Here is a 25878-nt window from a genome sequence, read left to right on the forward strand (position 1 = left end):
CAGATTGAATCATTAAATACCACGATATATAAATAAACAATATAAAAATCAAAAAATATATCTTGATTTAATATACTTCTCCATTGGATAAGATTGCCAATCAGAAATATCTGGTATTATTCCAATGCAAGGGTATGGAATCATATGAAGAAGAGAATAAAAATAATTACTATGAAATTTCTTTTTTAAAGAAAATCTATTCGCCACCCATCCAACGATCTTAAGATTACTGTTTTGAACAGCCTCTACTGTCAGTAGAGCATGGTTGATACATCCGATTTTAAAAGAAACTGTCAATATTATAGGAATTTCTCTTGATTTTACCCAGTCGGATATCTTCATATCAAATGAAAGTGGAGTATACCAACCACCGACTCCTTCAACCACGATAAAATCTGCTTTTCTTTTTAAATTTTCTAGTCCAAAATTTATGACTTCTAGATTTATCTCTCTTCCGTTTATTCTGCTTGCAATATTAGGGGATGTTTTTTGAGAAAAAACGATCGGACTAATCTCTGAATCACTTAATTTCAAATCACTGTATTTTCTTAGCAGGGATATATCAGAATTTATAAAATTTAATGAACTTTTCTCTGAAACACCTGTAGAAACTGGTTTATAACCAACGGTTGTGTATCCTACATTACTTGCTTTCTTCAACATTATGCAACTAACTACAGTTTTCCCAACATCTGTATCTGTTCCTGTTATGAAAAAACATCTATTCACGATATAAAGTTCCAAATATAATTTTGTAGGTTAACGGAAACATATTATCTACGTTTGGATAATTTCGAACCAATTTCTCCAAATACTTTTGAGTCATCAAACCTTTTTTTTTCCTTTTATATAGATAGCTTGCCCCTATCCCTTTAATGGAATTTAGCAAGCTCTGAAAGGAAGGATATAAAAAGTACCAAGATATTTGCTCTAATTTATTCAACCAAATTTTACAAGCAATCTCAACTTCTTCGTAAGTTAAAAAAGAATTAAAGTGGGAAAGGTTATTCACTTTTTCCCAACATTGTCTTAATTCCTTCAAAGAACCATCCGCTAATGTCGTAAACACAACCAAACCTCCATATTTAGTCACTCTATACATCTGACTAAGTGGAATATGGATATTTCTACACCACTGTAAAACTAAATTACTAAAACATAGATCAACGCTATTACTCTTTAACGGAATCGATTCTATATCTGCTTGCATATAACAAGACGCAGAATTTCCTACCTTAGCTACTTTCAGCATCTCCTGTGATATATCCAATGCGATCACACGTTTACCGATCAGTTTCCACTTCTTGCTAAAGAATCCAGTTCCACATCCAGCATCTAATATAATTTTCTGTTCGAAACTATCAGAACATTTTCTAAAAAGACGTGTCCCAATTTTTCTTTGTAATATCGCAAAATCATCATAATATTTTGCTGCTCTTCCGAAAGAAAAAGCGATAGCATTCTTATTGTTCATATTCATTTTGATCAAAAAATTCTTTTAAAGAAAGTACCAATTTTTCAATATCGACAACATCATGACAAGCAGTAATAACGATTCTAATTCTTGAAGTTCCAAATGGAACAGTTGGAGGAAAGATAGCTTGAGTCCAAATGTTTCTTTTAAATAAAAATTCAGACAGTTCAATACACTTCTGATCATTTCCGACAATAATCGGTTGAATTCCACTTTTCGATAGTTCATGTAAGAAGGGAATCTTATATCTTTTTGTCATCTCTTTAAAAAATTCAATATTTCTTCTCAACTTCTTTCTTAAATGATCAGATTTCTTGACTTGACGAAGTGATTCAAGTAGAGCGAATGCTTGAGATGCCGGCATCATCGTGCTATAAATTAAATTCTTTGAGTAGTTTAAAAGATAATCTTTCATATCACCACTGCAAAGTATGGCTGATCCACATATTCCAAAAGCTTTCCCAAAACCTATCATCAATATCTCAGGTCGTATTTGAAACATATCGCAACTTCCTCTTCCTCCTTCTCCAAATACACCTATTCCGTGAGCATCATCTACCATCAAATAGGAATCATATTTTTGAGATACTTCATGAATCATTTTTAATTTAGAAAAATTACCATCCATGCTAAAAATTCCTTCTGTAAATATGAGATTTTTGTCACCATAAAATTTTTGTAATAACGTCTGTAAAGAGTCTGCAGAATTATGAACAAACCTCTTAAAAGTAGATCTACTGAACGCAGCTGCTTCTACAAAAGAAGCATGACTTTTTTTATCTGCAAAAATCGAATCTTTTCTCTTCATAAGAGAAAATACAATACTCTGATTTGCTGAATAACCAGAACCAAATAGCAAAGCTTCTTCATATCCAAGCCATAATGATAATCTTCTTTCCAAAAGTTCATGTTCTTCACTATACCCAACAATATGTCCAGAACTTGAACTTCCATTACCATACCTATCTAATCCGATCTTCCAAGATCTTTTAATATCCTTGTTGAAACTTAATCCTAAATAATCGTTACTGGAAAAACTAACATATTCTTTATCGTTAAAAGTTATTTTTGTCGGATCATTCTGACGAATTACAAATCTATTTCTCCAAATATTTCTTCTTTTTCTAAGGTAAATTGATCTTTTTAAAAAAAATTTCCAACTATTATGAATATGCGTCATAGAAATCTTCAAAACGTAATTTTTCTTTTGAGGATAAGGATTTGTCATGTGAAAGATTGTTTAAATCATCAATTCTCATTACGTCAATATCCAATTTTTTAAATAATGCACGATCTTCCTTCTCATCTGGATTATCCGTAGTCAATAATTTACATCCAGAAAATACAGAATTAGCCCCTGCCATAAAACATAAAGTTTGCATCTGTTCATTCATATTTTTTCTTCCAGCAGATAACCTTATAAAAGATTGTGGAAGCATAATTCTAGCTACGGCTATTGTCCTGACAAAGTCAAAAAAATCTATATCTTCTTTATCAAAGAAAGGTGTACCTTTAATCTTAACTAACATATTGATCGGAACACTTTCTGGAGTTTTAGGCAAGTTAGCTAACTGAACTAAAAGAGATGCTCTATCTTTCGTTCCTTCTCCTAATCCTAAAATTCCTCCAGAACATACTTTAATTCCAGCTTTTTGTACTTTTTCAATTGTTTCAAGCCTTTCATGATATTTCCGAGTGGTAACAATTTTTTCATAAAATTCCTCAGAGGTATCTAAGTTATGATTATAATAATCCAACCCAGCTTCTGACAAAGAACGTGCTTGATTCTCACTTAAACTTCCAAGCGTCATGCAAGTTTCTAAACCTAAAGATTTCACCTTCCTGATGATCTTTCGTAAATACGGTATATCTCTATCATGAGGATTCTTCCAAGCTGCTCCCATACAGAACCGGGTAGCTCCTATTTTTTTGGCTTGCTTTGCAGAATCCACTATCTCTTTAATTTCTAACAGTTTTTTCGTTTTTAGTTCTGTCCTATATCGTGCACTTTGCGAACAATACTTACAATCTTCTGGACAGTTTCCAGTCTTAATTGATAATAAAGTACTAACTTGGATTGATTGCGGATTAAAATAAATTCTATGCGTCTGCTGAGCCTGAAAGATGAGTTCAAAAAACGGTAGACCGAACAGCTTGTCTGCTTGGGAAATTGTCCACTTTTTCTTCATTTAAACCTCTTGTTGAAGATAACAAATATTCTTAATTAAAATTAATTATGATATAAGTAATGAATAAAAATAATTGCATAAATATCAAGATGAAAAAATCAGAGATAAATTTCGATTCAAAACATGTTTGGCATCCATACTCTCCTATTAATCGTGCCATTTCTTCGATCCCAGCTGTTAGCGCTTCTGGAACAAAAATAAAACTATCCAACGGTAATTATTTAATTGATGGTATGTCTTCTTGGTGGTCTGCAATACACGGATACAACCATCCAATTTTAAATAAATCGATCAAAAAACAACTACAAAAAATGTCGCATATAATGTTTGGAGGAATTACACATAAACCCGCCATTTCTTTATGTAAGAAATTGATTAATATTACATCAAATAAATTAGAATGTGTATTTCTGGCTGATTCCGGATCTGTATCTATAGAAATAGCCTTAAAAATGGCTGTTCAATATTGGCAATCGAGAGGAAAAAAAAATAAAAAAAAGTTTGTAGCCCTACAATACGGATACCATGGAGATACACTGGGCGCGATGTCTGTATGTGATCCAAAGAATTCAATGCACAGTCTATATAAAGGATATCTACCAAAAAATTTTTTCACTAGAGCTCCATATTGTAATTTTCATGAAGATAGAAATCAAGAACATATTTTGTTTCTGGAAAAATTATTCGTTGACCATTCAAATCACATTTCTGCTATGATAATAGAACCTATAGTACAGGGAGCAGGTGGTATGCGATTTTATCATCCGAATTATCTGAAGAATGTGAGAAAATTGTGCGATCAATACGATGTTCTTTTGATTATAGATGAGATCGCCACTGGTTTCGGAAGAACAGGTAAGTTTTTTGCTTATGAATATGGTGATATTTTTCCAGATATACTTTGTCTGGGAAAAGCATTAACTGGAGGATATTTAACTTTAGCAGCTGTTATGACCACAAAAGATATCGCTAACACAATTTCTGAAGGAGAAGCTAAATGTTTAATGCATGGACCAACGTTTATGGCAAATCCGTTAGCTTGTGAGGTAGCAAACTCCAGCATAGATCTTTTAATAAGTGGTTCTTGGAGAAAAAAAATTAAAAAAATAGAAAAACAGTTGATCGAAGAGCTTGATTCGATCAGATTCAACGATTTAGTAAAAAATGTAAGAGTTTTGGGAGCGATAGGTGTAGTGGAAATGAAAAACCAAATAGATCTTAATATTTTACAAAAAAAATTTGTGGATTTAGGAGTATGGATTCGTCCATTTAGAAAAATAATTTATATAATTCCACCTTACATTATTGAAGAGAAAGATTTAACAAAACTTACTGATGCGGTTAAAGAAGTAATTTTTACGATATCAAACAGTGAGTTCGCATCAGATATAATCATCTGATTTCAAAAACTTAATACTTCTCCTCTCTATCATATTTAAATAAATAAATGTCCACATCAAGAATTACTATTCATGTATTGAATACATTAAAAATTTAGTATTTTCCTAAGAGAAATAAACATCTCTCTGTTAGATCTTATTCTAAAAAAAGAAACAATTCTACTTGCAGCACTCTTTCCTATTTTTACACTAGAATCAGAAAAAGAACATTTTCCTTCAGAGAATCTTAAAAACAATCGATAATAATCAAAGTTATTCGCTATAGTTCTAGATAAAACCTGTCCTACTCCTTGAATTCCTAAAGAATACAAAAATCTATCTAAAGTAGTGTTCTTCGATTGTTCAATTGAACAAATAATTTTTTTAGCAGAACGTTCTGTCATTCTATCTATCTTCAGTAAAGAACTACACTTTAAATGATACAAATCTACCGGATTTCTGACAATATTTTTTTTTACCAAATTTTTTACCATTACTTTTCCAATCCCGATAATGTTCATAGCTTTTTTTGAAACAAAATGGTTAATCATAGATTCTCTTTGAGAATCACAAACTATGCCTCCCATACATCTTATTTTTCCATTTTTCTCTAAATGAACCGAAGAATAGCAACTTGGACAACATTTTGGAGAAATGATCTCTTTGGAATATTGTCTCGTAGAAGAAGATATTTTTTCAATAATTTTCGGTATAACGTCTCCTGAAATACCTACAATAATTTCATCTCCTATCTTAATTCCAAGTCTCTTTATAAAATTCATATTATGTAAAGTTACACGACTAAATTGAATTCCATTAAATGATATAGTATTTATTTTTGCGATAGGAGTGATCGTTCCGGTCTTTCCAATCTGGAATATAACATCTACAAGAGTGGTTGTTTTTTTTTGAATAGGAAACTTAAATGCAATTGACCATTTCGGTGCATAAGATGTATAACCTAGAATTTTTTGGTATATTGCAGAATCAACTTTTATAACTATTCCATCTACTCCATAACATAGCTGATTTCTTATATCACAAGCAATTTTATAATACTCTAAAATTTCATCAGCAGATGAGCATAATTTAACATTTTCGATAATTGGAAAATTCCAACTTTTTAACAATATTAATGATTTAAATTGGTCTTTATAAAATTTAGCCAATCCATTATACTTGATAACACCAAAACCATAACTAAAAAAATTTAAGAATCTCTTTATAAGATTTTTTTGACATGTTTTTCTTATTAATCCTACGGCAGCACTTCTCGGATTAGAAAAAGTTCTTCCGTTCATTTGCTTCATATGTTTATTAAAATCTTTAAACTTTTTAAATTTCATAAAAATTTCTCCTCGAACTTCCATCAGATCTGGGATATATCCATGTTCATCTTGAATCAGCAATGGGATATCTTTTAATCTACAGACATTCGAAAAAATATCTTCTCCAAGAATACTGTTACCTCTTGTAGAAGCGCTATGAAGTCTTCCATTTTTATAAATTAAATTAACCGCCAACCCATCTACTTTCAACTCACAACAGAAATGTATCTCCTCGTTCTTCTTATTAAGAATCTTCAGTACCTTTCTATAAAATCTTAAACACTCATCTTCATGGAATATATTTCTCAATGAAAGCATCGGAGAATGATGTTTAACCAGATTGCTTCCACTCTTTAGATCAGAGACGATATGAATTTGTTTAGCGGAGTTTTTTTCTATATTATTCAATCTTTGAACCATTAAATCATATTCAAAATCTGGTATTTCTGATTTTCCAAATACATAATACAATCGTTGATATTTTTTAATCTTCTTTTTTAAACGAGATAAATATCTCTGCATGTTTTTATTCTTCATATTTTGATATTCTTTATAAGAATTTCGACTGTTTCAACCATTCAAATATGTTATAAATTTTTCGATAAAATGATTTATACAAAAAATAAAATCTATCATATTTAATAAGTAGAAAAACTAATCTTTTAAAAATTGAAAATTCAACACACGAATCATATATGACAAATGATCTAGAAATAAAAGTTTAATGTAAAAATCTATTGTAGAATTTGAAACTTTTGCGATAAAATGATCGATCTATGTAAGCATGCTTTCACATTGATCCATCTAAAATTCAGACCATATACAACAGATATCATTTGTTATATCTATACAATTTTCTAAAATGACAAAACATAACTTTCAAAAATAAAATATACTCAGTATACTAGAAACGTCAGATACCCTTATAAATTTAATATATTTATTTTTATAATTTCTGATTTGTACAAAATGTATTATTTTAAAAATCCTAATTAATTCTCTAGAATATCATGCCGAAAATTTGATGATTTATCAAAATAATTTGTGCATTCAATTAAACTTAATAATCAGGTCATCAATATGTTCCAAAAAGAAGTCATTGTAAACATTAAAAACGGTTTTCATATACGTCCAGCTTCTCAATTCGTAAAAAAAGCAAAAGATTTTTCTTCTGATATAACAATTATTTTTAAAAAAAAAATGGTTAACGCAAAAAGTTTATTCAGATTACAGACTCTTGGCATATCTTCTGGTGACATTATCACAATATCAGCTGAAGGAAAAGATGAAAGAAATGCCGTAGAGGTTCTAACAAGACTGATAGATCAACTGAAATAAAATGAAAAATTTATTTTAATTTTCTCTTAAACAAGTAAGGTATATTTATGATTAAAGGAATTCCAGTTTCTCCAGGAATTATCTCAGGAAATTGTGTTGTTCTTAAGAAAGAAAAAATTGCTATAAACTATAAAAAAATTTCCAAATGTCAAGTTAGAGACGAAATTAATGTTTTTTCTTATAACAAAAAAAAATCAGTAGATCAAATTAAATCTATAAAAAATTTTTTAAAGAAGAAGAAAGTAGATAAGGAAAAAATAGAGATATTCGAAGGACATATCATGTTGATTGAGGATGAAGAATTTGAAAGAGATGTGATAAGTTGTATACAAGATGAATATTACAGATCTTCTACAGCAGTTGCAAAAGTTATCGACCGTCAAATATCGATATTACGTAATGTAAAAGACGAGTATCTTAAAAATCGAATAATCGATTTTAAAGATATTAGAGAAAGAATAGTAAAAAATATAATGAAAATTCCTATTATTGATCTATCTACGATTTCAAAGAAAATTATTTTGATTGCAGAAGATCTATCTCCATCCGACATAGTACAATCAAAAACAGAAAAAATCATCGGATTGATTATGGATAAAGGAAACCTTAATTCTCATGTCTCAATCATAGCAAAATCATTAGATATTCCCACCATCGTTGGAACAAAACATGCTACCAAACTTATTGAAACAAATGATCATATCATTTTAGATTCGATCAACAACAGAATTTATAGAAATCCATCTCAAGAAAAAATAGAAGAAGTAAATAAAATCAAGATAAATCATGCAATTTGGAAAAAAGAATTAAAAAAACTCAAACATTTTCCAGCAATTACATTAGATAATCATAAATTTAGCTTACAATCAAACATTAGAGATAATACAGAAATAAATTTAATAGAAAAAAGTGGATCAGAAGGGATCGGATTGTACAGGACAGAGTTTTTGTTCATGAACCGAAGCAATCCTCCTACTGAAGAAGAACAGTTTCAAACTTACAAAGAAGTTGCAGAGATCATGAATCCAAGACCAGTCATCATTAGAACGATAGATATTGGAGGAGATAAATTTGTTCCATACATAAATATACCGAAAGAAGAAAATCCTTTTTTAGGATTACGAGCAATAAGAATCATAAAAAATAAAGAAGATATCATGTTGACACAATTACGAGCTATACTACGTGCAACTCATTTCGGAAATTTAAAGATCATGTTTCCGATGGTAATTTCTTTAGAAGAGATACTACATCTAAAAAGTCAACTTTCTTTTATTAAGAACCAGTTATCCCGTAAAAATTATATCTTCAGAGAAGACATAGAAATTGGAATTATGATAGAAACGCCTTCTGCAGCCATTATATCTAGAGAGTTGGCAAAAGAAGTAGATTTTTTTAGCATTGGAACAAATGATTTAACTCAATATACACTGGCAGTTGACAGAGGAAACCAATCGATATCTTATTTATATGATCCAATATCACCGTCTGTATTAAGATTGATAAAAAAAGTAATAGAAAATGCACATCAGGAAGGGAAAGAAGTGAGCATGTGTGGTGAACTGGCTTCGGATGAATTCGCGACGATTATCTTAGTTGGGATGGAATTAGATAAGTTCAGTATGAACTCTGTCTCTATTCCTAAGATCAAAAAGCAAATTCGAAGATTAAGATTTCAAGAAGCAAAAGAGATCACGGAAAAAATTTTAAGATTACCTTCTTCTAAAGAAATCAGAAATGAGATAGAGAGATTCCATAAAGAGAATGATATGCATTTTTGATCAAAAACAACAGTCCTTCGATCTGAAAGATATTGTAATCTAAAATTTTATAGTTAATGGATCAATCGCTTCTTCACCAATCCAGATTTCATAATGTAGATGCGGTCCGGTAGTTCTTCCAGTATTTCCAGAAAGACCGATTCTTTCACCTTTTTTCACCTTTTGTCCAGGTTTAACTAACAACTTAAACAAATGCATGTATTTCGTGATCAATCTATTTTTGTGATGTATTACAATGAAATATCCGGCGATATTACTATATCTTGCAGTAAAAACTGTTCCGTTAGCTACGGATAACACAGAGGTTCCAACAGGCATCGGTAAATCTATCCCTTTATGAGGAGAAATCAAACCAGTAACAGGATTGACCCTTTTCAGATTAAAATGAGAAGAAACCTTGAAGAATCTTTCAGCAGGATATTTCAAAAAATCGTTATCCGAATTCAAGAAGGATACTTCCGATACTTTTTCAACTCTAGAAAAAAAACTATTCTTATTTTCCAGAAGTATAATAAAGAAAGAAAGAAAAAATTGAAAGGATCTTTTAAAAATACAGTTCACTATGTCTACAAATTTTAAAATTTTTATGAACTATAAAGTTCATCATCTTCACTAAAATTTTACCTACCATGATATTTATCCAATTTCATAATCATCCTAAAAGATTTTTTTGAACCTTATATTTCTTTGTAACGTTTCTCAAATACTAAAAATTTCTTCTCTCAAGAGGTTAATAATACTTATAAAAATTAATCTATTTTTTAATAGAAGTATTATCAAAAAAAATATGATTTAAAGGATAACTTTCTTTAAATATAAAATTAACTTTCAAAAACACCACGTGCCTTCATATCATAAATAACATTCGTAAATCTGTAAAACTTTTTCAAGGATATTATTCCATAAAATAGTTGTCAAAAAATATTATCGATCTATCAAAATATTCCACGTACATACCTTTAAAACAAACATGCCGACATCTCTTATTTACTTGAATAATCGATATGAATCTTCAAGTAGATGTATTTACACATATAAAACAAGATGTTGCTAGTTCGAAATATCCTTCTTTATTCGACGTAAAGTATCATCCAACAGTCAACTATCGATAGATATCACGGTTAACATTAATTACACGATTCACAATTTTATTCATCTCTCGTTTAGATAGCGGTAATACATTGTGAACGATACGAAACTACTTTATCCTGAAGATATCTAAAGGAAGATAGCATCAATGAAATAAATAACCGATTTCAACCTTAAAAGCGCATAGTATCTACCCATATTTTGAATAACCTCATGAACAGATTCCCTGAATAATGGGAATGAAATAATACCTACCCATCTCTTTCGAAAAAAACTTCTTGCGAACTATATAATCCTTTATCCTTATTGACAATCCACAAACAAGATCTCATCACTCCTTCACAAAAAACATCTCTATTTTGTACAGTATGTTTGATATCTAATTTCTCATATCGGTTCGAAAATGAAATTCTATGTTCGCTGACACTACAGAAAGATCTAACAGAAGAAATGTTGATATTTTTATTTTGTGAATCTATCTTACAACAATCACGTCCCTCATCATTGAAATCTAAATTATTCTCTCTTACTATCAGTTCAGAAAAAATGTTTTTGATCTTAATGGATGTTCCAGAAGGAACATCGATTTTATCCTTATGATGAATCTCCATTATTTTTATAGCATAATTTTTTATTAAGAAATTAGAAAATTTTTGAAAGGATCTAAATAGAAAATTCATACCGAAACTAAAATTCTCAGAAATTAATATTGGAATACTCTGAGAGAATTGAGCAATGTAACGTATCTGTCTTTTATCAAACCCTGTTGTTCCAATGATAATCGGTTTACCCAGTTTCTTACATAAACTTACATGTTTCATTGTTCCTAAAGGACTGGTAAAATCGACAAAAATATCAAACTGATCAGAAATATTCTGATAACTAAAGTATGATCTGATTTTAATACCTTTTTTCAAGCTTTCTTCTAAAAGAAATTTTATTAAAAATCTTCGATCTTTAGAAAAGAATTTAATCAAACTTCCTCCCATCCTTCCAGAAGACCCTGCTATAACTATCCTGATACGATTTCGATCATATTCAGAAACGTTCATTTTATCTATAACTCTCCATTTTTCTCATAAAAGAACAATTACTCTCACAATTTAAAATTTGAAACGTTCGAAGATTTTACAAGTTCAAAAACGAAATCTTGGAGATCTAAAAATCGTTCTCTCTTCTACAGAAGTTGGAATCTCTTGAACTTCGTCAAATCCAACAACCTTTAATCTTTTAATTATCTCAGATATCGCTGAAGATGGAGTAGAAGCTCCCGCAGTCAATCCAACAGATGACAATTGATCAAAAGATATATTTTCAATATCCTCTACAGAATCGATCAAGTAACTCCTCACTCCTAAACCATTAGATAGTTGAAGTAAACTATTTGAATTAGAAGAGTTCTTGGATCCAACTACTAAAATTATGTCAGATCGTTCAGATAGATTCCGTAAAGCTTCTTGCCTGTTTCGGGTGGCGTAACATATTTCCTCAGAACTAGGTCCTAGAATTTTCGGAAATTTAGAAAATAATTTTTGTACTATTTTTTTTGTACTATCCATCCATAAAGTTGTCTGCATTGAAAAAATTAAATTTTCTGTGTTTCGAATTTTTAAACGATCGATTTCATGTAAGGAATTAACGACATGTATTTCAGAACCATTATTTTCTTCATATTGTCCTAATGTTCCCTGAACTTCCGGATGTTTTGGATCTCCAATCAAAATGACATCTTGAGAATTCCTACTAGCTCGATGAATTCTATGATGTATCTTCTTAACTAAGGGACATGTAGCATCTAATACGGATGAAAAATCTCGATTCTTCGCTTCTAAAAAGATAGATTTCGACACTCCATGTGCAGAGAATACCAAAACTGATCTATCTGGAATATCGGAGATATCTTCAACAAAGGTAACTCCTCGATTACGAAAATCTTCAACAACATGGGTATTGTGAACAATCTCATGTTTTACATACACTGGGTGACGAAGATCAAGAGCAAAGTTAACATAATCGATTGCCCTACGTACTCCCGCACAAAATCCTCTTGGATTAGCTAAAAATATCTTCATAATTCGTATATTTCCATCCATTTATTTGTTGTAATTTTCTACAATTTTAAAAAATTTAATATCTAAACATGTGACTAAGTGATAATGATTCTACAATATAGAAATACAAATTTTCTAAAATATAAACACTATCTATTTCTCAAAATTTATCATTAATTTATCAAAAAAATATTTCATAAGCTAACATAGCTTCTCCCAAAAATATCGAAACATCCGCTAGATTAAAAGCTGGAAGATGATATTTCCCTAGATGAACATCTATAAAATCAATTATATATCCGTGAATCAATCGATCTACCAAGTTACCAAGAGCTCCAGCAAAAATCATAGAACAAGCAACATGCTTTTTTTGAGTACTTTTTTCTTTAAAAACATGACAGAACAGAGTACATAGAGAGAACAATGTTATAAAAAATAATAAAAAATGGAAAAACTTTTTTCGAACATCAGCGAACAATCCAAATGCAACTCCGTAATTCCTAATGAATCTAATATTTAAAAAATTACTCAGACAGATCGTATTTGATAATCCTATTATGTTAAAGAGAAACAATTTCGTGATACGATCAAAAAGAAAAATAAAGAAAATTAAAAAAAGATGGAGAAAAAGTATTTTTTTGAATTTCATCAAACAAATTTCCTGATTTCTTCCTTTTTTAAAAGGTTTAATACACATCTGTGACATAAATCATCGAATTTATGTTTTTTTTCACGTCCTTCGAAGATATTGAAATAATACCAACAACGGTTACATTTTTTTCCGTTCGATCTACTAACTTCTACTTTTAATCCATGTAAATCAGTTAAATCTGCTTTCATAGCGCAACATTTTGAATTTTCAACGTCCATAATTTTGACTGACGATACTAAAAACAAGAACTTTAGTTCTTTCTCTAATACTTGCAACACTCCTGCTATTTTCGAATCAACGTAAAGGACTACATTAGATTCCATAGAATGGTTAACAATTTTTTCTCGTCTCTTTCTTTCAATTACCTTATTGACCTCTTTCTTCACAAGAAACACAAGATCCCAATTTTCCATACTAATGACAACATTATTTTCAGATATTTCTTGTAAATATACATAATACTGATCTGAAAATAGATTGTTTTTAATCAGATCTTCAGCAAGAAATTTCCAAACTTCATAAGATGTAAAAGGTAATATCGGAGAAATCCACCTAACTAAAGCTGAAAGTATATGAAAAAAAGCAGTTTGACCACTCCTTCTCGAGAGACTATTACTTAAATTCATATATTGGCGATCTTTCACTATATTGAGATACTCAGAACTCATCTCAATGGAACAGAACGTCAATAAAGCGTTAATCACCTTATGAAAATTGTAATTCTCATAGTATCTTATAATTTTTTTCTGAAATCTTTTGGTGATCATCAAAATCCTTTGATCTAACGCAATCATGTTTGTAAAACAAATTCCGTCAGTTTTTATATTAAAATCTTTTATGTTAGATAACAAAAAACGGATAGTATTTCTTATCTTTCGATAATGATCAACGATTCCAGAGAGTATCTCTTTCGAAATATTGATCTCCTTACTATAGTCAGAGGATGTGACCCATAATCTTAAGATATCTGCTCCAAACTCATTTATAATTTCTTTAGGAGAAATAACATTTCCGATGGATTTGGACATTTTTTTCCCATTTTTATCCACCACAAACCCATGAGTGATGATTGTTTTACACGGAACGTCATTGCTGACAGCCACTGATAAAATTAAGGAAGACATGAACCAACCTCTGTATTGATCAGATCCTTCTAAATAAACATCTGGAATATAATCCTTAAAATCATCGTTTATTGAAGAATAATTGATCGATCCAGAATCAAACCAAACATCCAATACATCTTTTTCTTTGAAGTATTTTTTTGAATCCCCATTCTTTAGGAATTCGTCGATACTGACATTCCACCAATACTCACCTCCAAAACATTTTACCTTTTTGGAGATATCTGATATGAAAGATAAAGTATCTGGATGCATCTTATTGTTTTCTTTATGTATGAAAATAGGAATTGGAGTACCCCATGATCGCTGTCTAGAAATACACCAATCTGGACGTTTTTGAACCATTTCTTCCATACGTTCTCTGCCCCATTTAGGGTACCAAGAAATGCTATCTATCTTACTTAATATCTTTTCCCTTAGATGATTTTTATGCATGCTAATGAACCATTGAGTAGTGGATCTGAAGATAAGAGGAACGTTGTGCCTCCAACAAAACGGATATTTATGGAAGATATTTTTAGAAATGAAAAAACAATTTTTCTCTTCTAAAATTTTTGTTATTTGTTCATCAGATTTAAAAATAGATAATTTATCTAGAATAGGATGTACATGATTGACAAATCTTCCTCTTTTATCAATGATGTTCGAGACTTCTAATTTATATTTCATTCCAATATCATAATCTTCTAGTCCATGACCTGGCGCAATATGCACCAAACCAGTTCCTTCGTTTAGATGAACGTGATCACTTAAAACGATCGGAACTTTAAAATCTGTGATGGGATTAGAAAACATCGAAGATTCTAACATTGATCCATGGCAGCTCGATAGAATTTTTAATTTACTCACATTCATTACTTTCGCAAAAGATTTTAGAAGACCTTCAGCCACTATAAAAACAAAATTATTCGATTCCACTAGAAGATATGTGAAGTCTCTGTTAACTCCTATAGCTCTATTAGCAGGAATTGTCCATGGAGTTGTCGTCCATATAATAGCGTAAATTGGTAAACAAGAAGGTGAACTTTTCTGAAATCTTCTACAGATATCCAGGGAATTTAAAGATTTGAATGCTACGTACAAAGATAAAGAACATTTTTGAAGATACTCTAACTCTGCTTCTGCTAAAGCTGATTGACATTGAATACACCAATATACTGGTTTTCTTTTTCTGGTCAAATGACGATTTTTGATGATTTTCCCCAATGTTCGAATAGAATGTGATTCTAAATTAGGTTCCATAGTCATATAAAACCGATTCCAATTTGTTAAAATTCCCATTCTTTTAAAATCACTTTTTTGTCTTTCAACTTGATATAATGCATATTTTCTACATTCTTTACGAAATTCAAAAAAATGGTGTTTATTGAATAATTTTCCTTTATTTTTTTCTACTTGATTTTCGATCGGTAATCCATGGCAATCCCATCCGAGTACAAATGGGGAATCGAAACCATTCATTCTCTTTGAACGTATTAAAACATCCTTAAGGATTTTATTAACTGCATGACCAATATGAACATCTCCATTAGCATATGGAGGACCATCATGTAATATGAATGTTTTTTTTCTTATTTGAGAACTACGAATAACGTCATATAATTTGTTTTCATCCCATTCTTTTAGAAGTTTAGGTTCTTTTTCCTTCAAATTCCCATACATCGAAAAACTTGTTTTTAATAAATTGATGGTTTCTTTGTAATTCTTCATATATTCCTACCGAAATAAAAAGAGTCAAAAAAAATTTTTGCTTGATCTATGTCCTTATGAATCTGTCTCGTCAATTCAAAAATAGAACTAAATCTTATTTCTTCACGCAGTTTTTTATGTATAACGATATTAATGTAACTACCATACATGTTCATCTTGGTATCAATTAAATGTACTTCAATTTGTCTTTTCCTTCCTTCTACAGTAGGTCTAATTCCTACATTTACTACGGATTTTATTGCATTATCTAACAGACCTTGCACTTCAGCAACATATACTCCTTTGATAGCTATCGAAAAATATCTGAAAAGTAAATTGGCAGTTGGAAAACCGATAATGCTACCAAATTTATTTCCATGAACTATTTTTCCACTTAATTGATAAGGTCTTCCCATCAAATTTTTAGCTAAACTTAAGTCATCCTGTAATAAAGCTTTCCTAACGGATGTACTACTAACTCGGACACCGTATTTGAAAAAACTTTTCATTTTAAAAACGTGAAATCCATATCTTCTTCCAGCTTGAAAGAGATGTTTAAAAGTTCCAAGTCTGTTTTTACCGAACTGAAAATCATCTCCTATGATTAATAATCTTATACCTAATCTTTTGATCAATAGATTATCAATAAAATCTCTATGCGTCAGACAAGAAAATGATCGATTGAAATTTACGCACAACAGATAATCTATTTCATACTCTGAAATATATTTTATCTTATCTCTCAACCCAGTTAAACGAGCTGGAGCCAATTCTCCTAAAAAAAATTCTAACGGTTGGGGTTCAAAAATCATTACTATAGTTGGAGATCCTGGATGTTTACATTGAATTAATTTTTTTAATATCATCTGATGACCAATATGAACAGAATCAAAATTTCCTATTGTCAAAGAACAACCATAATGTTGATTACGTATATTATGTATTCCTCTAATTAGCTTCATGACATCTCAAAAAACTATCGCATCAATAATTTATAATTCGCACAGAAGTTATTTTTAAAAAGAATTTTATCGATTGTAGTTGGATAAAAGTTGAAATACTTTTGACAAAGTATCAATAGAACAATTATAATCGAAGGTATGTATGAGATTTAAAGAAAAAAAAAGTTAAATAAATGGGATCTTCTAAAAAAACAGTTAAAAAGTCAGAAAAGTCACGTCATAATAATACGAGACGAAAATCAATGGTTAAAACTTTTACAAAAAAAGTTCTACTATTCTTATACAAGAATGAAATAGATGAAGCGAAACGCTACTTTAATAAAGTTCAATCAATACTTGATAGATTCTCTCAAAAAGGTGTAATCCACAAAAATAAAGCTTCCAGAAAAAAATCGAGGCTATCAAAGAAGATCAATCAGCACGTAAAAATTTTTAGAAATGAACAATAGTGAACGAGCAAACTTAAATTTTTAGACTACATGAATGTTTTAAGCATCATCATATAATTTACTCTTTTCATTGTTTTATTACCATTTTTCTTCTCTGCTCTTTCTTAGGTAAAGTGAACTGTAGAAGAATCACTCCGATACTTGCCGATATCCAGGATCCTAAGAATATTCCAACTCTAGAATAACTTAACAGATTATCATAACGATATTGATCAAAAGTTATTCCCGCTATAAATATCGACATCGTGAAACTTATTCCACAAAGTATAGAAGTTGCAAATATTTGACTTATTTCGATTCTTTTTGGAAAGTTTACAACCTTTAATCTTAACATCAGCAAGATAGAAAGAAAGATTCCAGTTGGTTTTCCGATTACTAAAGCAGAGATAATACCGATTGATACCGTAGAAAATACTGTAGAAGATATGTTTGACAAAATTTCATTAAAATCAACTCCAGAGTTAGAAAATGCAAATATCGGTAAAACAAAGTAATTTACAAATAGACGAAGTATTTTTTCAACATTCACAGAAATATCATCATATCTATCGATTGGAAGCATTAAGCCTACAATTACTCCAGATATGGTAGCTTGAACTCCAGAGAATAACAAAAAGTACCATAATATGATGCCAAAAAATAAATAAGGTAGAATGTTTCTTACTTTACATGAACACATAAGAAACAATATTATAACCGGAAAAATAGAAAGGAATAAATAAAGTAGGGAAATAGATTTAGAATAAAAAATAGAAACTATTAAGATCAAAATCAGATCATCTACAGTCGCTAGCGTAAGTAAAAAGATTTTTAGTTCTTTCGAAACGCGATCTCCAAAAATAGAGATTACTCCTACGACAAATGCTATATCAGTAGCAGACGGGATAGCCCATCCTTTCCTGGTAATCTCATTAGAATGGTTAAAAATAAGATAAATTACGATCGGAACGACAACTCCACCGATTGCTGAAAATATTGAAAAGATCGCTTGATCTCTTTTTCTTGATGAACAATTTTTTGAAAATTCTCTCTTGATCTCCAAACCAACCGTTAAAAAAAATATACTCATCAATCCATCGTTGATCCAATTTAAAAAAGATTGGTCTATTTTAATAATATTCCAAACATTAAAGGATATAGTAGCTCTCAAAATATCATAATATAGATCTTTACAGGAACTATTCGCAACATATAATGATAGAATGGTTGATATTACCAACAATAATCCTACGATTAAATCAGATAATAAAAACTTCCTCAAATGAAAAATGAATTTAAACATCATCTCTGAAAATTTCTGTGATATTTCCAAAAACATTAGAATAAGATAGAAATCCGTTCATCGAAACATATAAAAATCACCAATAAAATAGAGCAGTTGAAAGACATGATAAGAAAAGTATCGCAAAATAAAATTTATACCTTACAATTCAAAAAAATAAATCAATAAAATGTACCTCATTTTTTTGAATAAAAAACCTATCTTTCAAGATCAAGGAGCGTAAAAAATACTAATTCGATAAAAACATTAAATTTATTAAAATATCATCTCCTTGAATTCCTTTTTAAAAAAACCTTCAATCTTTCTAAGAAATTGTTAGAAATCGGATTGTTCTGTCGACAACCTATTTTCTTTTCGGTTATTTCTTTAAATTTCCCCAAAAGTTTCTTTTGACTCTCGTTCAGACAAACTGGAGTTTCTATCAGAACCTTACATATTAAGTCTCCCATATGATATGAAGAACATATCCCATTTCCTTTTATTCTAAACATCCTGCCAGTCTGAGTTTCAGGAGGAATTCTCAATGAAACTACCCCACCCTTTATTGTTGGAACATCTACTTCTCCACCTAATGAAGCCGTTACGAAATCAATTGGAATCTCACAATATAAATCGTTCTTCTCTCTCCAAAAAATCTCATGTTTTTTTACATTAATACGAACGTATAGATCACCGTTCGATCCTCCATTTTTTCCACTTTCTCCTTCTCCACTAAGACGAATTCTACTTCCATTACAAACCCCCGAAGGAATTTTGACCGACAATACCTTATATCTCTTAACTTCCCCATTTCCATTGCATTTGTTACAAATATCTTGCACGATCCTACCTTTACCTAAACAACTTGAACATGTCTGTTGTACGGTAAAGAAACCTTGTCTTGTTTGAATTTGACCTAATCCATTACAACTTGCACAAGTGATCAAATGAGTACCAAACTTCGATCCATTTCCATTACAAGAACGGCACATAACTAACTTCGGTATCCTGATCTCCTTTAAAACTCCAAACACCGATTCTTCCAAAGAAAGAGAAATCTCATATTGTAAATCCGATCCCCTACTTCTATACGAACGCTTATTTCCTCCAAATATATCTCCAAAAACATCGCCAAATATATCTCCGAAATCTGATGTACTTCCAGAAGAAAAATCGTTATTAAATCCACCGTTCATCTTGATTTGATCAAAAGCAGAATGACCGTACTGGTCATACGTAGATCTTTTTTGTGGATCTGATAATATCTCATAAGCTTCTTTAATTTCTTTAAAACGATCTTCTGAATGCTTATTTCCTTTATTACGATCTGGATGATATTTCATAGCTAATCTTTTATACGCTTTTTTAATATCCTTATCTTCAGCATCGTTAGGAATACCTAATATTTCGTAATAGTTTCTTGTTGTCATTCTATTTGCCACAGAAATAAATATAGAAATAAGGGCGACGAGAAACTCGACGCCCATCAATGATTAAACAATATTCTTACTATTTTTTGTTATGATCTTTTACTTCTTCAAATTCAGCATCTACTATATTTTCCTTATTGTTCTCTTTTTTGGAAGAAAAATCATTCTGATTCTTTTGATTATCTTCTGTACTTTTATTATCTTTATATTTCTCCAACAGTTTAGAGGATGAGTTAATTACATCTTGGATGCTGCTTTCTATTTTCTGTTTATCCTCAGTTTTGATATGCATTTCTAGAATATTTAGATGTTTTTCTAAATCTTGTTTTTCTTCAGATGTTACCCCGCTGATCTCTGCAAGTTGCTTTCTAGTACTATGAATTAACTGATCTGCCTGGTTTTTAACCCTAACTAATTCTTCAAATTTTCGATCAGATTCTGCATTTACTTTTGCATCATTCACCATCTTTCTTATTTCTTCTTCTCGCAATCCAGAAGAAGCCTTAATAGCTATTTTCTGTTCTCTCCCTGTTTTTTTATCTTTTGCAGAGACATGAAGAATACCATCTGCATCAATATCAAATGTTACTTCAATTTGAGGAATGCCTCTCGGAGCTGGTTGGATACCATCTAAGTTGAATTGACCAAGAGACTTATTATCAGAAGATCGTTTTCTTTCTCCTTGAAGGATATGTATTGTAACAGCAGATTGATTATCTTCTGCAGTGGAGAATATTTGACTATGTTTGGTCGGAACAGTAGTATTCTTAGAAATCAGAGTTGTCATTACTCCACCCATCGTTTCTATTCCAAGCGACAACGGTGTTACATCCAATAATAAAACATCCTTTACATCCCCTGCTAAAACACCGCCCTGTACGGCAGCACCGATTGCAACTGCTTCATCAGGATTAACATCCTTTCTAGGATCTTTCCCAAAAAAATCAGCTACAGCTCGTTGAACCATTGGCATTCTAGTTTGACCACCAACTAAAATAACATCTTGGATTTGACCAATACTAAGATTCGCATCTTTTAGAGCTATCTCAACAGGATTCATTGATCTTCGAATCAAATCCTCTACTAAAGACTCCAATTTAGCCCTCGTAACCTTTATGTTCATATGTTTAGGTCCAGAAGAATCTGCCGTAATATACGGTAAATTAACTTCAGTCTGATGAGAAGACGAAAGTTCAATTTTAGATTTTTCTGCAGATTCCTTGAGTCTTTGCATGGCTAAAGGATCATTTTTCAAATCGAAACCACTCTCCTTTCTAAATTCATTGACTAGGTAGTTTATTAATCTATTATCAAAATCTTCTCCTCCAAGATGGGTATCTCCATTTGTAGCAAGAACTTCATACGTTTTTTCTCCATCCACTTCATCTATTTCAATAATAGAAATATCAAACGTTCCTCCTCCAAGATCATAAACAGCAACTATTCTATTTCCAATCCCTTTGTCTAATCCATATGCTAGGGCTGCAGCGGTCGGTTCATTAATTATTCTTTTTACATTCAAACCCGCGATTCTTCCTGCGTCTTTTGTAGACTGTCTTTGAACATCGTTAAAATATGCAGGTACCGTAATTACCGCATCAGAAACCTTTTCTCCAAGATAATCCTCAGCTGTTTTTTTCATTTTTTTTAAAATTTCTGCAGAAATTTGAGGTGGAGCAATTTTTTTTCCTTTAACTTCGATCCAAGCGTCTCCATTTTCTGCTTCTATAATCTTATACGGTAGAATAGAAATATCTCTTTGCACCTCTTCTTCTTGAAATCTACGTCCAATTAATCTTTTAATTGCAAAAAGAGTATTCTTTGGGTTTGTCACAGCTTGTCTCTTTGCCGGCTGTCCTACCAATATCTCTCCTTCTTGAGAATAAGCGATTATAGATGGAGTAGTTCGATCTCCCTCACTGTTTTCCAACACTTTAGCATGCCCTCCATCCATAGTAGCTACGCAAGAGTTTGTCGTTCCAAGATCAATTCCAATAATTTTTCCCATTCAGTTCCTCCAAATCTAATAATTTTTAACTGCAGTCCTTTCAATGATCACTAACATGATTTTTATGAAACTCATTTGAATATCAAGAACATGTATTTCATACAGAAAGATTTTCACCTCAATATGAGAGATTGGGGCATTCATCATGTTCGTCAAGGGCAGAAGAAAAAAAATTCTTTTAATAGAGAAGATGTAGGAATAGTACCAAAAAAATTTTTTAAATATTTTAGAAAAGAAAAGTTAAATAACCGAATTTTTATATATCAAAAGTAACGAAAGGAACATTCATTTTTAAAAATGAGCAAATCTCAAACACTATTTTTCACAACTAAACAATATGATCAAAAAATATTTTTATAAAAATCTATCGAAGATAATTTTCTTTATTCGATTTTGATCAAGGAAGAATTTATAAATCCCATTAGATAAATTAAAATTAGCCATGTTGTTAGAACAATGTTCCCAGTAAAAATCCGATTCTGTCATTTTACTACTTGTTTCACAGTAACCCATTGAATATGAAATAGGGCTCATGTTGTTGTCTATTGTACCTGGAGAATTTTTTAACTCTTGTAGCAAATATGACGGAATAGTCAAATAATCACACCAAGAAAGATCAAAGATATGATTGATGTTTCGAATACTTGCTCCGATAATATTCGTGCGATACTTATTGATTTTATAATACTCATAAACTTCTTTTACAAAGCTAACTCCAGGATCTTTTAGAGGGAGATCGAAACTCTCTTCATCTTTATTTTTCTGATACCAATCGGTAATTCTTCCAACAAAAGGAGAAATAGAATGAACTTTAGAAATTGCGCAAGCTTTCGCCTGCGCAAGAGAAAATAATAATGTTAAATTACAGTTAATTCCGATATCTTCCAATCCGCTTGTATACCTTGCCAAGTGGCGGCGATTTTAATTAACACTCGATCTCTCTGTATACCTTCCTTTTCTAATTTATGAATAACATCTTTAGATTTAGTGAAACAATAATCTTCATCATAAGAGAATCTTGAATCGATCTCTATTGATATTCTACCGGGAACTATCTTAAGAATCTCTAATGTCAATTTAACCAAGATAATATTGTACAAATCGGAGATAATCTCTTTTTCAGGAAGATTTCTAAAATCAAACGAAGAAAAAATATCTTTTATAAAATAACTATTTTTACGATCTTCAACGAATCTAAGTATCGAAGAAGGATTGGTGGTGACATCGTGAGGTTGATATCTTCGAATATCTTCTATATCTGATGTGTCAGCCATCACGTTTGTTATGTTTTTTAAGGAATCTAATTTATTCATATTGATATTCTGCTTTATACGAAAGTTAAAATTATTTCATGTATCAGAATAAAATGTTTCCACTCAATGAGATATGATATTTGAATAATTAACGATATCGCGATGATTTTTCTCAATCAGTCAAAAGTTTTAAAAGACCGCGTTTAAATGACAGAACAAGGCCATCAAAAATACACAACTTCATTCTTCTTTTTTAAAGAAGAATTGATGACATAGTCTTAATGTATCATTTGCAAGATCATCTTGAACAACAATGGACATTACTGGATCAAAACGATCTGTAAGGACTAAATATATTTTTATATCATAAGAACTTAAAAAGTTTGATAAATTTTTTAAATTTTCCTCGTAAGAAATATTTAAACCTCCAATTATCGATATGATAGACAATTTTTCTACTATAGTAAAACTTTTTATTTCGTTTTCTTTCTTATCAAACATGAAATTCCTTTTCAATATGTAACAAACACTCTTTTTTTTATGAAAATACAAATGTAATTCCTGTTTCTTTGGATTTCGAAGATTTTTAGAAGTTATTATTAATATTTTAAACTCAAAAAATTTGTTAAAAATTCTACATTTAATTTTTTCTATAATCTTCTTATTATCGCTATAAATTACAACAACTACTATATTTTTGATACTCGTAATTCCCTTTACTGCCATTAAACAATTTATATTTTTTGAAACATTGGAGATCAGCGTTCCTGTTGAATGCGGAGAAAAAGTGTTTTTGATAACACATGGAATATTGAACTTACGAATCGGATAAACTGCTCTGTGATGCAATACATTTGCTCCAAATTTAGAAAGTAAAATCGCATCTTTATAAGAAATTCTTTTAATCAAATGAGAACATTTAACAATATTTGGATCACAAGAATATATGCCGTTTACGTCCTTCCATATTTCGCAAATGTCTGCTCTTAAACATACGGAAAGAACAGATGCAGAATAATCTGATCCATTTCTTCCAAGAGTAACAATTTCTTTTTTGTTGTTTACAGCTACGAATCCAGCCATTAAAATGATGTGGTCTTGTGAGATTTTTAATGAGGAAAATTGATTAATTGATTTGTCTAAGTTAATTTTAACGTCTAGATAGTTCGTACAATCGGAAAGTAAAAATTTGATTGGGTTAACAACTGTTGTAGGATAACCGAAAGAATAGAAGATTTCCGACATGATATCAACCGATAACTTTTCTCCCATATACATCAATCTAGGATGGATCGTTTCTGAAAGATTTGCTAATCCAACAGAAATTTTTCTTAATTTGTCATAAAAAAAATTAATTTCCTTTTCCACCTTAAATTTAATCTTCATAAATCTAAAATGAGAACGATGTATTTTTAATTGTGAAATGAGAGAAAAAAAAAATCCTCAATCCTCCGAACATGAAATAAAATGTTACCGTTCTTATTTGCTGCTTCAATCGCTTCTAGAATAAAATCTGTTAATCTTCCAGGGGCCGACAATACGATTGCGATCGGTTCGTATTGAAATTTCTCTATTATGATTTTAGCTACATGAATCATATTTCTATGATCTGCAAGAGATGTTCCTCCAAATTTTAAAACTTTCATAGAATTTCCTAGAATTTAATTTTTTAATCTTTTATACGAAAAACATTTCATTTATTTAAAAATGAAAATCGATTTAAAGTTTATTTTTAGAAGATTTTGATATGTTATTATATATAAAAAAGTGATCTATTAACTTTTAAAACGGTAATCTATATGGACGTATAAGAAATCAGATAGATTTATGAGATTTGAAAGATAATTTTTAACACGTTCCTATGAACCATATAAGAAGAATTCTTATCATTTTAAAAAACATTGGAAACGGAAATAAAATTGTAAATAATCATATTTTCTAAAAATATCGACGTTGCACTCTCGTGTGTATAAACATTAAAATAACCACGAAAGATATGATCTTTTTAACTTTGAATTAAGATGAAAAATTTTTATAAGATGGATCCTATGATGTAAAAGCAACGTTATTTAATCGAAATATAGAAAAAAGATCAACTCTATAAAAACGTAGAGATAACATAAACATATCTTTAAATCATGAATTCAACTTTTATAAGAACCATAAGTTCGTCTCTATTCGTAGAACAATAAAAATTTTTGAAAAATAATGACTCTATTAATGATTGATCGTTAAAAACGATCAACAACATAAATAAAATAATTTCAACGATTCATTAAGTTCCTGAAAGTAAATTCATTAAATCAATGTAACATAACACAACTGAAATAACTTAACAGATGAACAAAATCACTATATTAAACATTTTCAATCATTTAATTTTACAAAAAAAAAAAGATATAAAAAATTAAAAAAGATATC

Annotated in this window: 20 protein-coding genes and 2 pseudogenes; 4 read left to right on the forward strand and 18 right to left on the reverse strand. The window is 30.3% G+C overall.

Annotated elements, in window-relative coordinates; translation table 11 throughout:
* Positions 1-48: 48 nt before the first annotated feature.
* The 4 genes and pseudogenes from bioD to bioB all read right to left on the reverse strand — a co-directional run.
* Positions 49-729, reverse strand: a complete 681-nt coding sequence (gene bioD / locus AOQ87_RS00140; RefSeq protein ID WP_185751050.1) for a dethiobiotin synthase — start codon at positions 727-729, stop codon at positions 49-51.
* Positions 722-1474: a malonyl-ACP O-methyltransferase BioC gene (bioC, locus tag AOQ87_RS00145; RefSeq protein WP_158000740.1), complete on the reverse strand. Its 753-nt coding sequence runs from the start codon at positions 1472-1474 to the stop codon at positions 722-724. The genes bioD and bioC overlap by 8 nt, the downstream gene beginning before the upstream one ends.
* The gene (locus tag AOQ87_RS00150; RefSeq protein WP_039719639.1) at positions 1464-2654 is read right to left on the reverse strand and encodes an aminotransferase class I/II-fold pyridoxal phosphate-dependent enzyme; all 1191 of its coding nucleotides are present in this window, start codon (positions 2652-2654) and stop codon (positions 1464-1466) included. Before AOQ87_RS00150 ends, bioC begins: the two co-directional genes overlap by 11 nt.
* 73 nt (positions 2655-2727) lie before the next feature.
* Positions 2728-3663 (reverse strand): annotated as a pseudogene (gene bioB / locus AOQ87_RS00155) (biotin synthase BioB); the annotation flags it as partial.
* Positions 3664-3752: 89 nt separating this feature from the next.
* Here bioB and bioA point away from each other — a divergent pair.
* A complete protein-coding gene (bioA, locus tag AOQ87_RS00160; RefSeq protein WP_042524691.1) occupies positions 3753-5063 on the forward strand; it encodes an adenosylmethionine--8-amino-7-oxononanoate transaminase in 1311 nt (436 codons plus the stop codon).
* A gap of 86 nt (positions 5064-5149) precedes the next feature.
* Here the strand turns inward: bioA and ligA are convergent, their stop codons facing one another.
* Positions 5150-6907: an NAD-dependent DNA ligase LigA gene (ligA, locus tag AOQ87_RS00165; protein ID WP_080626429.1), complete on the reverse strand. Its 1758-nt coding sequence runs from the start codon at positions 6905-6907 to the stop codon at positions 5150-5152.
* Positions 6908-7450: 543 nt separating this feature from the next.
* Here ligA and AOQ87_RS00170 point away from each other — a divergent pair.
* Positions 7451-7708 carry an HPr family phosphocarrier protein gene (locus AOQ87_RS00170; protein ID WP_039719585.1) on the forward strand — a complete coding sequence of 86 codons (258 nt, stop codon included), beginning with the start codon at positions 7451-7453 and terminating at the stop codon, positions 7706-7708.
* A gap of 47 nt (positions 7709-7755) precedes the next feature.
* On the forward strand, positions 7756-9489 hold the full coding sequence (gene ptsP, locus AOQ87_RS00175) for a phosphoenolpyruvate--protein phosphotransferase (RefSeq protein ID WP_080626430.1): 1734 nt from the start codon (positions 7756-7758) through the stop codon (positions 9487-9489).
* Between the two features lie 45 nt (positions 9490-9534).
* Here the strand turns inward: ptsP and AOQ87_RS00180 are convergent.
* From AOQ87_RS00180 to ribF, 6 genes and pseudogenes are all read right to left on the reverse strand, one after another.
* Positions 9535-9918: pseudogene (locus AOQ87_RS00180) on the reverse strand (peptidoglycan DD-metalloendopeptidase family protein); the annotation flags it as partial.
* A 911-nt stretch (positions 9919-10829) separates the two neighbouring features.
* On the reverse strand, positions 10830-11630 hold the full coding sequence (gene dapB, locus AOQ87_RS00185; RefSeq protein WP_080626432.1) for a 4-hydroxy-tetrahydrodipicolinate reductase: 801 nt from the start codon (positions 11628-11630) through the stop codon (positions 10830-10832).
* Positions 11631-11714: 84 nt separating this feature from the next.
* Positions 11715-12650, reverse strand: a complete 936-nt coding sequence (gene ispH, locus AOQ87_RS00190) for a 4-hydroxy-3-methylbut-2-enyl diphosphate reductase (protein WP_080626685.1) — start codon at positions 12648-12650, stop codon at positions 11715-11717.
* Positions 12651-12810: 160 nt separating this feature from the next.
* Positions 12811-13278: a signal peptidase II gene (gene lspA / locus AOQ87_RS00195; RefSeq protein WP_185751051.1), complete on the reverse strand. Its 468-nt coding sequence runs from the start codon at positions 13276-13278 to the stop codon at positions 12811-12813.
* Positions 13278-16115: an isoleucine--tRNA ligase gene (gene ileS / locus AOQ87_RS00200; RefSeq protein WP_080626434.1), complete on the reverse strand. Its 2838-nt coding sequence runs from the start codon at positions 16113-16115 to the stop codon at positions 13278-13280. The genes lspA and ileS overlap by 1 nt, the downstream gene beginning before the upstream one ends.
* Complete coding sequence (gene ribF / locus AOQ87_RS00205; RefSeq protein ID WP_039719581.1) at positions 16112-17056, reverse strand: bifunctional riboflavin kinase/FAD synthetase; 945 nt, start codon at positions 17054-17056, stop codon at positions 16112-16114. Before ribF ends, ileS begins: the two co-directional genes overlap by 4 nt.
* A gap of 173 nt (positions 17057-17229) precedes the next feature.
* Here ribF and rpsT point away from each other — a divergent pair, with 173 nt between their 5' ends.
* Positions 17230-17505 carry a 30S ribosomal protein S20 gene (gene rpsT / locus AOQ87_RS00210; protein WP_039719580.1) on the forward strand — a complete coding sequence of 92 codons (276 nt, stop codon included), beginning with the start codon at positions 17230-17232 and terminating at the stop codon, positions 17503-17505.
* A gap of 67 nt (positions 17506-17572) precedes the next feature.
* Here the strand turns inward: rpsT and nhaA are convergent, their stop codons facing one another.
* From nhaA to AOQ87_RS00250, 7 genes are all read right to left on the reverse strand, one after another.
* Positions 17573-18790, reverse strand: a complete 1218-nt coding sequence (nhaA, locus tag AOQ87_RS00215) for a Na+/H+ antiporter NhaA (RefSeq protein ID WP_185751052.1) — start codon at positions 18788-18790, stop codon at positions 17573-17575.
* 260 nt (positions 18791-19050) lie between these two features.
* Positions 19051-20196 carry a molecular chaperone DnaJ gene (dnaJ, locus tag AOQ87_RS00220; protein ID WP_080626686.1) on the reverse strand — a complete coding sequence of 382 codons (1146 nt, stop codon included), beginning with the start codon at positions 20194-20196 and terminating at the stop codon, positions 19051-19053.
* A 79-nt stretch (positions 20197-20275) separates the two neighbouring features.
* Positions 20276-22204, reverse strand: coding sequence for a molecular chaperone DnaK (gene dnaK / locus AOQ87_RS00225; RefSeq protein WP_080626436.1), 1929 nt, complete (start codon positions 22202-22204; stop codon positions 20276-20278).
* 354 nt (positions 22205-22558) lie between these two features.
* Entirely contained in the window at positions 22559-23113 is a 555-nt protein-coding gene (locus AOQ87_RS00235; RefSeq protein ID WP_080626438.1) for a transaldolase family protein, read from the reverse strand.
* Entirely contained in the window at positions 23062-23517 is a 456-nt protein-coding gene (locus AOQ87_RS00240) for a transaldolase family protein (RefSeq protein ID WP_080626439.1), read from the reverse strand. The genes AOQ87_RS00235 and AOQ87_RS00240 overlap by 52 nt, the downstream gene beginning before the upstream one ends.
* A gap of 180 nt (positions 23518-23697) precedes the next feature.
* Positions 23698-24843, reverse strand: a complete 1146-nt coding sequence (locus tag AOQ87_RS00245) for an aspartate kinase (RefSeq protein ID WP_080626440.1) — start codon at positions 24841-24843, stop codon at positions 23698-23700.
* Between the two features lie 26 nt (positions 24844-24869).
* On the reverse strand, positions 24870-25103 hold the full coding sequence (locus AOQ87_RS00250) for an amino acid kinase family protein (protein WP_039719577.1): 234 nt from the start codon (positions 25101-25103) through the stop codon (positions 24870-24872).
* Between the last annotated feature and the right edge of the window lie 775 nt (positions 25104-25878).

Origin of the sequence: Candidatus Riesia pediculischaeffi (assembly GCF_002073895.1) — a bacterium.
Classification (GTDB): domain Bacteria; phylum Pseudomonadota; class Gammaproteobacteria; order Enterobacterales; family Enterobacteriaceae; genus Riesia; species Riesia pediculischaeffi.

What these genes read in the sequence shown, in the direction of transcription:
- dnaK (WP_080626436.1), bottom strand. Translation starts at nt 22,204, where the DNA reads ATGGGAAAAATTATTGGAATTGATCTTGGAACGACAAACTCTTGCGTA.
- dnaJ (WP_080626686.1), bottom strand. Translation starts at nt 20,196, where the DNA reads ATGACAACAAGAAACTATTACGAAATATTAGGTATTCCTAACGATGCT.
- AOQ87_RS00245 (WP_080626440.1), bottom strand. Translation starts at nt 24,843, where the DNA reads ATGAAGATTAAATTTAAGGTGGAAAAGGAAATTAATTTTTTTTATGAC.
- ispH (WP_080626685.1), bottom strand. Translation starts at nt 12,650, where the DNA reads ATGAAGATATTTTTAGCTAATCCAAGAGGATTTTGTGCGGGAGTACGT.
- AOQ87_RS00250 (WP_039719577.1), bottom strand. Translation starts at nt 25,103, where the DNA reads ATGAAAGTTTTAAAATTTGGAGGAACATCTCTTGCAGATCATAGAAAT.
- ptsP (WP_080626430.1), top strand. Translation starts at nt 7,756, where the DNA reads ATGATTAAAGGAATTCCAGTTTCTCCAGGAATTATCTCAGGAAATTGT.
- nhaA (WP_185751052.1), bottom strand. Translation starts at nt 18,790, where the DNA reads ATGATGTTTAAATTCATTTTTCATTTGAGGAAGTTTTTATTATCTGAT.
- lspA (WP_185751051.1), bottom strand. Translation starts at nt 13,278, where the DNA reads ATGAAATTCAAAAAAATACTTTTTCTCCATCTTTTTTTAATTTTCTTT.
- ileS (WP_080626434.1), bottom strand. Translation starts at nt 16,115, where the DNA reads ATGAAGAATTACAAAGAAACCATCAATTTATTAAAAACAAGTTTTTCG.
- AOQ87_RS00170 (WP_039719585.1), top strand. Translation starts at nt 7,451, where the DNA reads ATGTTCCAAAAAGAAGTCATTGTAAACATTAAAAACGGTTTTCATATA.
- rpsT (WP_039719580.1), top strand. Translation starts at nt 17,230, where the DNA reads ATGGGATCTTCTAAAAAAACAGTTAAAAAGTCAGAAAAGTCACGTCAT.
- bioA (WP_042524691.1), top strand. Translation starts at nt 3,753, where the DNA reads ATGAAAAAATCAGAGATAAATTTCGATTCAAAACATGTTTGGCATCCA.
- AOQ87_RS00240 (WP_080626439.1), bottom strand. Translation starts at nt 23,517, where the DNA reads ATGAATAAATTAGATTCCTTAAAAAACATAACAAACGTGATGGCTGAC.
- dapB (WP_080626432.1), bottom strand. Translation starts at nt 11,630, where the DNA reads ATGAACGTTTCTGAATATGATCGAAATCGTATCAGGATAGTTATAGCA.
- ribF (WP_039719581.1), bottom strand. Translation starts at nt 17,056, where the DNA reads ATGAAGCTAATTAGAGGAATACATAATATACGTAATCAACATTATGGT.
- ligA (WP_080626429.1), bottom strand. Translation starts at nt 6,907, where the DNA reads ATGAAGAATAAAAACATGCAGAGATATTTATCTCGTTTAAAAAAGAAG.
- bioC (WP_158000740.1), bottom strand. Translation starts at nt 1,474, where the DNA reads ATGAACAATAAGAATGCTATCGCTTTTTCTTTCGGAAGAGCAGCAAAA.
- AOQ87_RS00150 (WP_039719639.1), bottom strand. Translation starts at nt 2,654, where the DNA reads ATGACGCATATTCATAATAGTTGGAAATTTTTTTTAAAAAGATCAATT.